At 68.6% G+C, this 12765-nt stretch carries 10 protein-coding genes; 8 read left to right on the top strand and 2 right to left on the bottom strand.

Annotated elements, in window-relative coordinates; translation table 11 throughout:
• Positions 1 to 54: 54 nt before the first annotated feature.
• From V4F39_RS19185 to V4F39_RS19165, 5 genes are all read left to right on the top strand, one after another.
• Positions 55 to 2913 (top strand): 2-oxoglutarate dehydrogenase E1 component, encoded by a 2859-nt coding sequence (locus V4F39_RS19185; protein WP_378235000.1) that lies wholly within the window; start codon positions 55 to 57, stop codon positions 2911 to 2913.
• A gap of 30 nt (positions 2914 to 2943) precedes the next feature.
• Positions 2944 to 4212 carry a 2-oxoglutarate dehydrogenase complex dihydrolipoyllysine-residue succinyltransferase gene (odhB, locus tag V4F39_RS19180; RefSeq protein WP_332291409.1) on the top strand — a complete coding sequence of 423 codons (1269 nt, stop codon included), beginning with the start codon at positions 2944 to 2946 and terminating at the stop codon, positions 4210 to 4212.
• A gap of 107 nt (positions 4213 to 4319) precedes the next feature.
• On the top strand, positions 4320 to 5750 hold the full coding sequence (gene lpdA / locus V4F39_RS19175; RefSeq protein ID WP_332291408.1) for a dihydrolipoyl dehydrogenase: 1431 nt from the start codon (positions 4320 to 4322) through the stop codon (positions 5748 to 5750).
• A 101-nt stretch (positions 5751 to 5851) separates the two neighbouring features.
• A complete protein-coding gene (zapE, locus tag V4F39_RS19170) occupies positions 5852 to 6949 on the top strand; it encodes a cell division protein ZapE (RefSeq protein WP_332291407.1) in 1098 nt (365 codons plus the stop codon).
• A 10-nt stretch (positions 6950 to 6959) separates the two neighbouring features.
• A complete protein-coding gene (locus V4F39_RS19165) occupies positions 6960 to 7577 on the top strand; it encodes a hypothetical protein (protein ID WP_332291406.1) in 618 nt (205 codons plus the stop codon).
• A 9-nt stretch (positions 7578 to 7586) separates the two neighbouring features.
• On the opposite strand, the gene V4F39_RS19160 is transcribed toward V4F39_RS19165, so the two are convergent.
• Positions 7587 to 8384: a PP2C family protein-serine/threonine phosphatase gene (locus V4F39_RS19160; RefSeq protein WP_332291405.1), complete on the bottom strand. Its 798-nt coding sequence runs from the start codon at positions 8382 to 8384 to the stop codon at positions 7587 to 7589.
• A 73-nt stretch (positions 8385 to 8457) separates the two neighbouring features.
• Between V4F39_RS19160 and V4F39_RS19155 the strand changes: the two genes are divergently transcribed.
• Both V4F39_RS19155 and yoaA read left to right on the top strand, forming a co-directional pair.
• A complete protein-coding gene (locus tag V4F39_RS19155; RefSeq protein WP_332291404.1) occupies positions 8458 to 8661 on the top strand; it encodes a YdcH family protein in 204 nt (67 codons plus the stop codon).
• A complete protein-coding gene (gene yoaA / locus V4F39_RS19150) occupies positions 8658 to 10748 on the top strand; it encodes a DNA repair helicase YoaA (RefSeq protein WP_332291403.1) in 2091 nt (696 codons plus the stop codon). The genes V4F39_RS19155 and yoaA overlap by 4 nt, the downstream gene beginning before the upstream one ends.
• Before the next feature lie 27 nt (positions 10749 to 10775).
• Here the strand turns inward: yoaA and V4F39_RS19145 are convergent, their stop codons facing one another.
• The gene (locus V4F39_RS19145) at positions 10776 to 11597 is read right to left on the bottom strand and encodes an outer membrane protein assembly factor BamD (RefSeq protein WP_332291402.1); all 822 of its coding nucleotides are present in this window, start codon (positions 11595 to 11597) and stop codon (positions 10776 to 10778) included.
• Between the two features lie 108 nt (positions 11598 to 11705).
• Here V4F39_RS19145 and V4F39_RS19140 point away from each other — a divergent pair, with 108 nt between their 5' ends.
• Positions 11706 to 12668, top strand: a complete 963-nt coding sequence (locus V4F39_RS19140) for an RluA family pseudouridine synthase (protein ID WP_332291584.1) — start codon at positions 11706 to 11708, stop codon at positions 12666 to 12668.
• Positions 12669 to 12765 lie beyond the last annotated feature (97 nt).

Here is a 12765-nt window from a genome sequence, read left to right as displayed (position 1 = left end):
GAAGGTTTTCCAACCAGCCAACAGTGCCCGAGACGGGTGCGTGAGGTGAGCGAAATGATGGAGCAATACAGGTCGAACTCGTACCTGTTCGGGGGCAACGCCCCTTATGTCGAAGAGCTGTACGAGGCTTATCTCGACAACCCGGGCTCGGTGCCCGACAACTGGCGCGCCTATTTCGATGCACTGCAGCACGTGCCTGCGGTGGATGGTTCCGAAAACCGAGACGTGGCCCACGCGCCTGTCATCGAGTCGTTCGCGCAGCGCGCCAAGGCCGGCGCCTTCGCGCTGAAGGCCAGCAACACCGACCTCGCGATCGCACGCAAGCAAGTGCACGTGCAGTCGCTGATCGCTGCCTATCGTTTCCTGGGTTCGCGCTGGGCCGACCTCGATCCGCTCAAGCGCACCGAGCGCCCCAAGATCGCCGAGCTGGAGCCGGCGTTCTATGACCTGACCGAGTCCGACATGGACATCGTGTTCAGCGCCACGAACACCTATTTCACTTCTGCCGACCAGATGACGCTGCGGCAGATCGTGCAGGCCCTGCGCGAGACCTATTGCGGCTCGATCGGCGCCGAGTACATGCACGTCACCGAGCCCGCCGAAAAGCGCTGGTGGCAGGAGAAGCTCGAGAGCATCCGCAGCAAGCCGTCGTTCTCCGCGGAGCAGAAGCAGCACATCCTGGAGCGCCTGACGGCCGCCGAGGGCCTCGAGCGCTACCTGCACACCAAGTTCGTGGGCCAGAAGCGCTTCTCGCTGGAAGGCGGCGAGAGCTTCATCGTCTCGATGGACGAACTGGTGCAGCGCGCCGGCCAGAAGGGCGTGCAGGAAATCGTCATCGGCATGGCCCACCGCGGCCGCCTGAACGTGCTGGTCAACACCCTGGGCAAGATGCCCAAGGACCTGTTCGCCGAGTTCGAGCACACCGCCCCCGAGAACCTGCCGGCCGGCGACGTGAAGTACCACCAGGGCTTCTCGAGCGATGTGTCCACCCCCGGCGGCCCGGTGCACCTGAGCCTGTCGTTCAACCCTTCGCACCTGGAGATCGTCAACCCGGTGGTCGAAGGCTCGGTCAAGGCCCGCCTCGACCGCCGCGGCGACACCGAGGGCGACCAGGTCCTGCCCGTGCTGGTGCACGGCGACGCGGCCTTCGCCGGCCAGGGCGTGGTGATGGAGACGCTGGCGCTCGCGCAGACCCGCGGCTACTACACCGGCGGCACGGTCCACATCGTCATCAACAACCAGATCGGCTTCACGACCAGCGACCCGCGCGACACCCGCTCGACGCTGTATTGCACCGACGTGGTCAAGATGATCGAAGCGCCGGTGCTGCACGTGAACGGCGACGACCCGGAAGCGGTCGTGCTGTGCACGCAGCTCGCGATGGACTACCGCCAGGAGTTCAACAAGGACGTCGTCGTCGACATCGTCTGCTTCCGCAAGCTGGGCCACAACGAGCAGGACACCCCGAGCCTGACCCAGCCGTTGATGTACAAGAAGATCGGCAAGCATCCTGGCACGCGCAAGCTCTACGGCGACCGCCTGGTCGCGCAGAACGTGCTGCCGCCCGAAGGCCCGGACAGCATGGTCAAGGCCTACCGCGCCGCGATGGACGCCGGCCGCCACACCGTCGACCCGGTGCTGACCAACTTCAAGAGCAAGTACGCCGTCGACTGGGCGCCGTTCCTGAACCGCAAGTGGACGGATGCGGCCGACACCGCGCTGCCGCTGGCCGAGGTCAAGCGCCTGGCCGAGCGCGTGACCACCATCCCCGAGCATTTCAAGCTGCACCCGCTGGTCGAGAAGGTCATCGCCGACCGCGCCGCGATGGGCCGTGGCGAGATCAACGTCGACTGGGGCATGGGCGAGACGCTGGCCTACGCGTCGCTGGTGGCCTCGGGCTACCCGGTGCGCCTGTCGGGCGAGGACTGCGGCCGCGGCACCTTCGTGCACCGCCACGCCGTGCTGCACGACCAGAACCGCGAGAAGTTCGACGAAGGCACGTTCATCCCGCTGCAGCACGTGGCCGACAACCAGGCCCCGTACACCGTCATCGACTCGATCCTGTCGGAAGAGGCGGTGCTCGGCTTCGAGTACGGCTACGCCAGCGCCGAACCCAACACGCTCGTGATCTGGGAGGCGCAGTTCGGTGACTTCGTCAACGGTGCGCAGGTCGTGATCGACCAGTTCATCGCCTCGGGCGAAGTGAAGTGGGGCCGGGTCAACGGCCTGGTGATGATGCTGCCGCACGGCTACGAAGGCCAGGGCCCCGAGCACAGCTCGGCCCGCCTGGAGCGCTTCATGCAGCTAGCCGCCGACAACAACATGCAGGTGGTGCAGCCGACCTCGGCCAGCCAGATCTTCCACCTGCTGCGCCGGCAGATGGTGCGCATGTTCCGCAAGCCGCTGGTCATCATGACGCCCAAGTCGCTGCTGCGGAACAAGGACGCCACCTCCCCGCTGTCGGAGTTCACCAAGGGCGAGTTCCGCACCGTCATCGGCACGGACAACCCGGACGTCGATCCGCAGAAGGTCAAGCGCATCATCGCGTGCTCGGGCAAGGTCGCCTACGACCTGATCAAGCAGCGCAACGAGAAGAAGGCCTTCGACGTGGTGATCCTGCGCGTCGAGCAGCTCTACCCGTTCCCGCACAAGGCCTTCGCAGCGGAGCTGAAGAAGTTCCCGAACGCGACGGAGGTGGTCTGGTGCCAGGACGAGCCGCAGAACCAGGGTGCCTGGTTCTTCGTGCAGCACTACATCCACGAGAACATGGTCGACGGCCAGAAGCTTGGCTATGCCGGCCGGCCTGCGTCCGCGTCGCCCGCCGTCGGCTACGCCCACCTCCACCAGGAGCAGCAGAAGGCGCTGCTCGATCAAGCGTTCGCCAAGCTCAAGGGCTTCGTGCTGACCAAGTGATCACCGTCCGAATCGAATACACAACCCATCATGGCCATCATTGAAGTCAAGGTTCCGCAACTGAGCGAGTCGGTCGCGGAAGCCACCCTGCTGACCTGGAAGAAGAAGCCCGGCGAAGCCGTCGCCGAGGACGAGATCCTGATCGAGATCGAGACTGACAAGGTCGTGCTCGAAGTGCCGGCGCCCGCCGCCGGCGTTTTGGCCGAGTTCGTCAAGCAGGATGGCGCCACCGTCGCCAGCGACGAAGTCATCGCGAAGATCGACACCGAAGGCAAGGCCGGCGCAGCCGCTCCGGCACCTGCGGCCGCCCCGGCGGCCGCGCCCGCGCCGGCCGCTGCGGCGCCTGCAGCCGCGCCAGCGGCCGCCGGTGGCAGCAAGGGCGACGTGGCGATGCCCGCCGCTGCCAAGCTGCTGGCGGACAACAACCTGTCGATCGCCAGCGTCACCGGCACCGGCAAGGACGGCCGCGTGACCAAGGGCGACGTGCTGGGCGCGGTGGCTGGCGGCGCCAAGCCGGCGGCCGCGCCAGCGCCGGCGGCACCTGCAGCCGCCAAGCCGCTGCCCCCGGTGGCCGCACCGGTGATGCAGAACCTGGGCGACCGCCCGGAACAGCGCGTGCCGATGTCGCGCCTGCGCGCCCGCGTCGCCGAGCGGCTGCTGCAGTCGCAATCCTCCAATGCCATCCTGACCACGTTCAACGAAGTGAACATGGCCCCGGTGATGGAGATGCGCAAGAAGTTCCAGGAGAAGTTCGAGAAGGAGCATGGCGTGAAGCTGGGCTTCATGAGCTTCTTCGTGAAGGCGGCGGTCGCGGCGCTGAAGAAGTACCCGGTCATCAACGCCAGCGTCGACGGCAACGACATCGTCTACCACGGCTACTTCGACATCGGCATCGCGGTGGGTTCGCCGCGCGGCCTGGTGGTGCCCATCCTGCGCAACGCCGACCAGATGAGCTTCGCCGACATCGAGAAGAAGATCGCCGAGTTCGGCCAGAAGGCGCGCGACGGCAAGCTGTCGCTCGACGACCTGACCGGCGGCACGTTCTCCATCTCGAACGGCGGCACCTTCGGCTCGATGCTGTCGACGCCGATCATCAATCCGCCGCAGAGCGCGATCCTGGGCGTGCACGCCACGAAGGACCGCGCCGTCGTCGAGAACGGCCAGATCGTGGTGCGCCCGATGAACTACCTGGCGATGAGCTACGACCACCGCATCATCGACGGCCGCGAAGCCGTGCTGGGCCTGGTCACGATGAAGGAAGCGCTGGAAGACCCGGCCCGCCTCCTGTTTGATATTTGACCCACCCCCGGAGCGGCTCGCGCCGCTCCCCCTCAAGGGGGCGCCGCCAGCGGCCCGGCGAAGCCGGTTCCGCGGCGTCTGCTTGGACGCGACTGGATTGACTCTCTATGGCTAACAAGACTTTCGACGTCGTCGTGATCGGCGGCGGCCCCGGCGGCTACATCGCCGCCATCCGTGCGGCGCAGCTCGGCTTCAACACCGCCTGCATCGACGAGTGGAAGAACGACAAGGGCGGCCCCGCGCCCGGCGGCACCTGCACCAACGTCGGCTGCATCCCCAGCAAGGCGCTGCTGCAGTCGAGCGAGCACTTCGAGCAGGCCGGCCACCACTTCAAGGACCATGGCATCGGCCTGGACAACCTGTCGATCGACGTGCCGAAGATGCTGGCCCGCAAGGACACGGTGGTCAAGCAGAACAACGACGGCATCCTGTACCTGTTCAAGAAGAACAAGGTCACCTTCTTCCATGGCCGCGGCTCGTTCGTGAAGGCGACCGAGGGCGGCTGGGAGATCAAGGTCGCGGGCAAGGAGGAAGAGTCCGTCGTGGCCAAGCACGTGATCGTGGCCACCGGCTCCAACGCCCGTGCGCTGCCCGGCGTGCCGTTCGACGAGAAGAACGTGCTGTCGAACGACGGCGCGCTGCGCGTGGGCGCGGTGCCCAAGAAGCTCGGGGTCATCGGCTCCGGCGTCATCGGCCTGGAGATGGGCTCGGTGTGGCGCCGCCTGGGTGCCGAAGTCACCGTGCTCGAAGCGCTGCCGGTGTTCCTCGGCGCGGTCGACGAGCAGGTCGCCAAGGAAGCCGGCAAGGCCTTCGCGAAGCAGGGGCTGAAGATCGAATTGGGCGTGAAGATCGGCGACATCAAGAGCGACAAGAAGGGCGTGACGGTCGCCTACACCGACGCCAAGGGTGGCGAGCAGAAGCTCGTGGTCGACAAGCTGATCGTCTCGATCGGCCGCGTGCCCAACACCATCGGCCTGAACGCCGAAGCCGTGGGCCTGCAGCTCGACGAGCGCGGCGCCGTCATGGTCGACGCCGAGTGCAAGACCAGCCTGCCCAACGTGTGGGCGGTGGGCGACGTGGTGCGCGGCCCGATGCTGGCGCACAAGGCGGAAGAAGAGGGCGTGGCCGTGGCCGAGCGCATCGCCGGCCAACACGGTCATGTCAACTTCAACACCATCCCCTGGGTGATCTACACGAGCCCGGAGATCGCCTGGGTCGGCCAGACCGAGCAGCAGCTCAAGGCCGAAGGCCGCGCCTACAAGGCCGGCAGCTTCCCGTTCATGGCCAACGGCCGCGCGCGGGCGCTCGGCGACACGACGGGCTTCGTCAAGTTCCTGGCCGATGCCAAGACCGACGAGATCCTGGGCGTGCACATCGTCGGGCCGTTCGCGAGCGAGTTGATCTCCGAAGCCGTGGTGGCCATGGAGTTCAAGGCCAGCGCCGAAGACATCGCCCGGATCTGCCACGCGCACCCGTCGCTGTCGGAAGCCACCAAGGAAGCCGCGCTGGCTGTCGACAAGCGCACGCTCAATTTCTGAGCGGCATGTCGAGCCCCGGAGCTTGCGGCTGCGCCGCTTCGCGCCCCTGCGAAGGGGTGCAGGCCGCCCTTGGCGCGGCGCGGCGCGTGGGTTGACGTCCGATGGCCGTCCGACAGGTCTACGAGGCGCAGCTGGCCGAGCGCGGCTACAAGAGCGATCCGGCCCAGCTGCGCGCGATCGCGGCGCTCGAGCGCTGCGAGAACGAGTGGCTGGCTTACCTGGCCCAGCGCAGCAACGCGGTGACGCGGCTGCTGCGCCGGCCGCCCATCCCGCGCGGCGTGTACATGGTGGGCGGCGTCGGGCGCGGCAAGAGTTTCCTGATGGACTGCTTCTTCCAGTCCGTCCCGCTGCGCCGCAAGACGCGGCTGCACTTCCATGAGTTCATGCGCGAGGTGCACCGTGAGCTGCAGGAGCTCAAGGGCCTGCAGAACCCGCTCGACGAACTGGGCAAGCGCATTGCGCACCGCTTCCGGCTGATCTGCTTCGACGAGTTCCACATCGCCGACGTGACGGACGCGATGATCCTGCACCGGCTGCTGGAGGCCCTGTTCAACAACCGGGTGAGCATCGTCACCACGTCGAACTTCCGGCCGGACGACCTGTACCCGAACGGCCTGCACCGCGACCGCATCCTCCCCGCCATCGACCTGCTGAACAGGAAGCTGGAGGTGATCGACGTCGACAACGGCACCGACTACCGCCGCCGTACGCTGGAGCAGGTCGAGATGTACCACTGGCCGCTCGACGCGTCGGCGGATGCCGCGCTGACGCGGGCGTTCGAGGGCCTCGCCGAAGTCCGCGACGAAGCACCCGTGCTGCACATCGAGCAGCGCGAGATCCCCGCCCGGCGCAAGGCTGGCGGGGTGGTCTGGTTCGATTTCAAGCAGCTGTGCGGCGGCCCGCGCTCGCAGAACGACTACCTCGAGATCGCGAGCCAGTTCCATACCGTCCTGCTGTCCAATGTGCCGGAGATGCCGCCCCGGCTCGCGAGCGAGGCGCGGCGTTTCACCCTGCTGATCGACGTGCTCTACGATCGCCGGGTGAAGCTCATCATGTCGGCCGCCGTGCCCGCCGAGCAGCTCTACACCGAAGGGCCGCTGTCGCACGAATTCCCTCGCACCGTCTCCCGTCTCAACGAGATGCAGTCGGCCGAGTTCCTGGCGCTGGAGCGGCGCGAGGTCGACACCCGCATCACCTGAACGGCCGGACATGCGCCCGAGTGTTGTCATCGCGCTGCGGCAGCCCGTCGGCTGGCTGCTGGTGGCGCTGGGCCTGTGGCAAGTGCCCGCCGCAGCGCAGGCCACGAGTGCCGCCGACGAGCGTGCGCGCATCGGCAGGGAGGAGGCTGCGGCCGAAGCGGCCTACCGCGAGCGGCAGGCGGCGTGCCAGCAGCAGTTTGTCGTGACGGCCTGTGTGGACGAGGCGCGCGCCGAGCGGCGCAAGGTGATGGAGCGCCTGCGCCAAGAGCGTGTCGTGCTCGACGAGGCCCAGCGAAGGCAGCGTGCGGCCGACCGCCTGGCCACCATCGAACGGCGGCAGCGCGAGAAGGCTGCCGCCGATGCGGCGGCGGCCAGCGCCCCGCAACGCGCCTCGCCGCCGCCGTCGCCTGCCGCACCGAAAGCGCCGCGCAAGCCTCCTGTGCCGCGCAAGCCTCCTGTGCCGCGTGAGCCGGCGGATCGGCAGGCGCAGGAGGCGGCTGCGGCCGACCGGGCTGCCGCGCAGGCACGGCGGGCCTCGGAGGCCGCTGCGCATCGCGCCAAGGTCGAGCAGCGCAATGTCCAACGCCCGCCGGCGCCGGGGCTGCCGACGCCGCCTGCGATTCCCTGAGCCGGCGGTTCAGGCCGCGGCCGTGCTCCGCGGCAGCGCATCGACCCGCAGCAGGGCGAGCGACAGGTTGTCGCCGCCGCCGCGGGCCCGTTGCCGGGCCTTGCTGACCAGCATCTCGCCGGCTTCGCGCGGCGGCAATGCGTCGATGATCGTGCCCAGCTCCTGCGGGGTGAAGTAGTGCCACAGGCCGTCGCTGCAGGCCAGCAGGCTGTCGCCGACTTCCAGCCGCTCGATGGCCTTCAGCGTGATCGGAGGATCCTGCTGGGTCCCGAGGCAGCCGGTCAGCAGGTTGGACTGCGGGTGGCTGTTGGCTTCGTCCTCCGCCAGGCGGCCCTCGTCGATCAGTCGCTGCACGAACGAATGGTCGATCGTGCGGGAGATGAGGTTCGGGCCGCGGAAGTGGTAGACGCGGGAGTCGCCGGCGTGGATGACGACGCAGCTGCGATCCTGTTGGACGAGGAACGCCGCCACGGTGCTGTGCGGCTCCTCTTCCGCCGTGATGGCGGTCAGCTTGATCATCAGGTGCGCTTCGAGCACCAGCTGCTTCAACGTCTCGCCGGCATCGTCACGGCCCGGGATGAAGCGTTCGAACAGCTGGCGTGCGGTGAGCAGTACCTGGTCGGCGGCCTTGCGGCCACCGCTCTTGCCACCCATGCCGTCGGCCAGCACCGCCAGTGCACAACCCGCCGCGCGCGGATGCGCCAGCAGCTCCACCTGGTCTTGCTGGTAGGCGCGGTCGCCCCGGTGGATGCCGGTGGCGGCGGAGAGGCGGTGGCCGGTGGAGCCGGCCGGCGGGGGCTTGTACATCAACATCGCAGCAATATACGGGATGGGTGGCCGCCAGCAGCGCCGGCTTGTCGCCTAAACTTCACCGGCTGCCATGATCGACAACCTGCACTCGCCCCAACGCCTCCTGATCGAGTTGCGCATGGAACACGCCGACCTCGACAGTGCGATCGATCGGTTCGCTGGCGAGCAGTCCGCAGACGATCTGTCGCTGCGCCGGCTCAAGAAGCGCCGCCTCCTGTTGCGCGACCAGATCGCGCGGCTCGAAGCCGAACTCGACCCGCCCGAGCCCGCGTGAGCGACGACTTGCCCATCGGGGAGCCGATGGCCCATACAGCATCCGGCGCGCTCGACGACGAAGACTGGGCCGCGCGTTTCGCCGACTTGGCCCGAAGCCCGTCCAGCGAGGCGGGCCTCCCGCTGGCGGAGGCGGTCGAGCAGGCGTTTGCGCTCGACGGCCCGTTGGCGAAGGCCGATCCCCACTATGTGGCGCGCGAAGGCCAGCTGCAGCTGGCTGCCGCCGTCGCCCAGGCGCTGGAGACGCGCGGCAGCCTCGTGGCCGAGGCCGGCACGGGCGTGGGCAAGACCTTCGCCTACCTGATTCCCTTGCTGCTCTCGGGCCGGCGTGCATTGGTCAGCACGGCGACCAAGAGCCTTCAGGACCAGCTCTTCCTGCGCGACCTGCCCAGGCTGCGCGAGGCCCTGAACGTGCCGGTGACGCTGGCGCTCCTGAAGGGGCGCGGCAGCTACCTGTGCCTGCACCGCATGGCGCTGGCGCGGGAGACCGTGTCGCTGGCCGACCGCTTCGCGCTGCGCGCGCTGGCACGCATCGAACAGTGGTCGCAGGCGACCGCGAGCGGCGACCTGGCCGAGCTGGATGGGCTGGACGAGCGTTCGCCGGTGATCCCCCTGGTCACCTCGACACGCGACAACTGCCTGGGCACGGAGTGCCCGCGGTACCGCGAGTGCCATGTGATGAAGGCGCGGCGCGACGCGATGGGTGCCGACCTGGTGGTGGTCAACCATCATCTGTTCTTCGCTGACATGGCCCTGCGCGACAGCGGCGTGGCGGAACTGCTGCCCACCGTGGACGCGGCGGTGTTCGACGAGGCGCACCAATTGGTCGACGTCGGCACGCAGTTCCTCGGGCGTGCGCTCGGCACGGCCCAGCTCATCGACCTCGCGCGCGACATGCTGGGCCTGGGCCAGCAGCAGGCGAGGGGCGTGGTCGACTGGCAGGCGCTGGCGTCGCGTTGCGACCGCGCGGCGCGCGAACTGCGCCTGGCCGCGGGCGGCTCGATGCGCGAGGTGTACGCGTCGATCAAGTTGCGCTGGAACGAGCGCGCGGCGGCCGCCGATTTCTGCGCCGCGCTCGAGGCCGTCGCGGCAGCGTGCGATGCGGCGGTCGACGGGTTGTCGGTCGTGAGCGAGACCAGCCCCGACTTCGTGCGCCTGCAGGCCCGTGCCCAGCAGGCGGCGCAGGTCGCACGCCACTTCGCCGAACCGCCGACGCCCGAGCACGTGCGGTGGATCGACCTCTCCGCCCAGCAGGCGCGCCTCGTGGAAGCGCCGCTGGACATCCGCGAGATGCTGACCGAGCAGCGCCAAGCGGCCCCGCGGGCCTGGGTGTTCACCTCGGCCACCCTGGGTGACGACGACGGCCTGCGCTGGTTCACCGGTGCCACGGGACTCGAGGATGCGCACAAGCTGCGCGTGGGCAGTCCGTTCGACTATGCCGCGCACGCGCGTCTGTGGATCCCTCCGCGTTTTCCCAAGCCGAACGAGAGCCGCCATCCGGAGGAGGTGGGGCGGCTGGCGGCCCGCTGCGCGCAGGCGCTGGGGGGGCGCACCTTCGTGCTGACGACGACGCTGCGGGCAATGCAGACGATCGCGCAGTCGCTGCGCGACGAGCTGTCCTGGGCGGGCGGGGCCATCGAGGTGCTGGTGCAGGGCCAGCAGCCCAAGCGCTCGCTGATCCAGCAGTTCCTCGCACGGCCCGCCAGCGTGCTCGTGGGCTCGCAGAGCTTCTGGGAGGGCATCGACGTACCGGGCGACGCACTGCAATGCGTGCTGATCGACAAGCTGCCGTTCCCGCCGCCGAACGATCCCTTGGTCGAGGCGCGGGTCAAGCGCATCGAAAACCAGGGCGGCAATGCGTTCAGCGAATGCTTCGTGGCCGATGCCGCCATCTCGCTGAAGCAGGGGGCCGGGCGCCTGATCCGCAGCGAGACCGATCACGGCCTGCTCGTGGTGTGCGACCCGCGCATGGCGCAAATGAACTATGGGCGCCGGCTGCGTTCGGCGCTGCCGCCGATGACCCAGGCGGCCAGCGAGGAAGAGGCGCTGGACTGGCTGCGGGCGCTGGCGCTGCACCACGACGCCTAGCGATGGGCGCCCCCCGCGCGGCTCAGGTCACCAGAACTGCCACCAGGCCTTTTCGCGCTCGCGCAGGCCTTCGCTGACGAAGCGGCTGTCCGGGAAGTTCTGCTTCAGCACCCGTTCGCTGTCGTCGCGCAACTGCACGAGGCCGAGCTTGTCGTAGCTCATCGCGAGGATGTAGAGGGCTTCCTCCACCGCCGGTGACCGCTGGAACTCCTGCGTGGCCTGCTGGGCGCGGTTCGCGGCGGCCACGTAGGCGCCACGGCGGTAGTAGTAGCGGGCGACGTGAACTTCATATTCCGCCAGCGCGTTCACGATGTAGTTCATGCGCTCACGCGCATCGGGTGCGTACTTCGAGCCGGGGAACTGGTCCGCCAGCTGCTTGAACGACTGGTACGAGTCGCGCGAGGCCTGCTGGTCGCGCTCCGACAGTTCCTGGCGCGAAAGGCTGCCGAGGAAGCCGAGGTTGTCGTTGAAGTTGATGATGCCGCGCAGGTACAGCGCGTAGTCGTAGGCGGGGCTGGACGGGTGCAGCTTCATGAACCGGTCGAGCACCGCCAGCGCCTCGGTGCGTTCGCCGGTCCGGTAGTGCACGTAGGCCAGTTCCAGCGTGGCCTGCTGTGCCAGCAGCGTGCCGGCGGCGCGGCCCTCGACCCGTTCGAGGGTCTTGGTCGCGCGCTCGAAGTTGCCCGACGAGATGTCGTCCTTGGCGTCTTCGTACAATTTGTCGACCGCCTGCTGCGAGTTCGGGTCTTCCTTGGGCGTGGAACTGCAGCCACCGAGCGCCAGGGCGCTGGCCAGCGCCGGAATCGCGAGCCAACGGGCTGCGCGTTGCGCGGGTCGGGAAACGGTCATCGTCTGCGCCGGGAAGGATCCGGCTCCGCTGAAAAATCGAGCGCGAATTATATGGTTGCCCCCTCGAGCTCCCCCGGCGACCTGCCGGTGACGGAAGCCTCCTTGACCCTGCAGGCCGATGCCGACGATGCCGACTCGGAGGCGCAGGCCGAAACACGTTGCTGGCGGGTGGACGAGGCTGCCCACGGCGAGCGGCTCGACAAGGTGCTCGTGGCGCACGCCGGCGAGTTTTCACGCAGCCATTTGCAGTCGCTGATCGAGCGGGGGCATGTGCGGGTCGACGGAGTCGTGGCGGACACCGCCTCGCGCCGCCTGAAGCTCGGGCAGTCGGTTGCGGTGACGCTGGTGCCCACGGCGGAGAGCCGGTCGTTCCGTGCCGAGCCGATGGACCTGCCGGTCGTCTTCGAGGATGCGCATCTGCTCGTCGTGGACAAGCCGGCCGGATGGGTGGTGCATCCGGCCGCAGGCCATTGGAGCGGCACGCTGCTGAACGGGTTGCTCGCCCACCACGCTGGCGCGTTCGACCTGCCGCGCGCCGGGATCGTGCACCGGCTCGACAAGGACACCTCCGGCGTGATGGTGGTGGCCAAGACGCTGCAGGCCATGACGGCGCTGACGCGGGCGATCGCGGCGCGCGACGTGCATCGCGCCTACCTGGCCCTGGTGCACGGCGATGTGCCCGCCGTGCCGTTTTCCGTGGAGGCCCCGATCGCCCGGGATCCGCAGTCGCGGGTGCGCATGGCCGTGGTGGCCGGTGGGAAGCCGGCGCGTACCGATGTGCAAAGGCTCGGTGGCCGCGACGGCGTGTGCGCGGTGCGCTGCACGCTCCACACCGGGCGCACGCACCAGATCCGCGTCCACATGGCTTCGCGCGGGCATCCGCTCGTGGGTGATGCCGTGTACGGCGGGCGCCCCGTGCTGGGCATGGCGCGGCAGGCGTTGCACGCGGCGGACCTGCGTTTTGCCCATCCGATCGGCGGCCAGCCGCTGGCCTTTTCTGCTCCGCCGCCGGCGGACCTGCGCGAGGCGTGGGAAAAGATTTGTGGTGATGGCCCGGCGCCGTCCGCTTGATTGCGGCGTCTGGGCGCTACAATGCCGCTCCAATGCGCCGGGTTCGTTGGTGAAGGCTGCCGAAGTCTCTCAGTACTCGAACCGGCTCCGGCTTTCA

Origin of the sequence: Aquincola agrisoli (assembly GCF_036621135.1) — a bacterium.
GTDB classification, from domain to species: domain Bacteria; phylum Pseudomonadota; class Gammaproteobacteria; order Burkholderiales; family Burkholderiaceae_C; genus Aquincola; species Aquincola agrisoli.
Note: the sequence above shows the minus strand (reverse complement) of the source record. Positions and strands in the feature narration are given on the sequence as shown.

Bases quoted from the DNA above. Each gene is read 5' to 3' on its own strand.
- V4F39_RS19165 (WP_332291406.1), top strand. From the start codon at position 6,960: ATGCGCCCGAGTGTTGTCATCGCGCTGCGGCAGCCCGTCGGCTGGCTG.
- V4F39_RS19160 (WP_332291405.1), bottom strand. From the start codon at position 8,384: ATGTACAAGCCCCCGCCGGCCGGCTCCACCGGCCACCGCCTCTCCGCC.
- V4F39_RS19155 (WP_332291404.1), top strand. From the start codon at position 8,458: ATGATCGACAACCTGCACTCGCCCCAACGCCTCCTGATCGAGTTGCGC.
- lpdA (WP_332291408.1), top strand. From the start codon at position 4,320: ATGGCTAACAAGACTTTCGACGTCGTCGTGATCGGCGGCGGCCCCGGC.
- V4F39_RS19145 (WP_332291402.1), bottom strand. From the start codon at position 11,597: ATGACCGTTTCCCGACCCGCGCAACGCGCAGCCCGTTGGCTCGCGATT.
- zapE (WP_332291407.1), top strand. From the start codon at position 5,852: ATGGCCGTCCGACAGGTCTACGAGGCGCAGCTGGCCGAGCGCGGCTAC.
- V4F39_RS19185 (WP_378235000.1), top strand. From the start codon at position 55: ATGATGGAGCAATACAGGTCGAACTCGTACCTGTTCGGGGGCAACGCC.
- odhB (WP_332291409.1), top strand. From the start codon at position 2,944: ATGGCCATCATTGAAGTCAAGGTTCCGCAACTGAGCGAGTCGGTCGCG.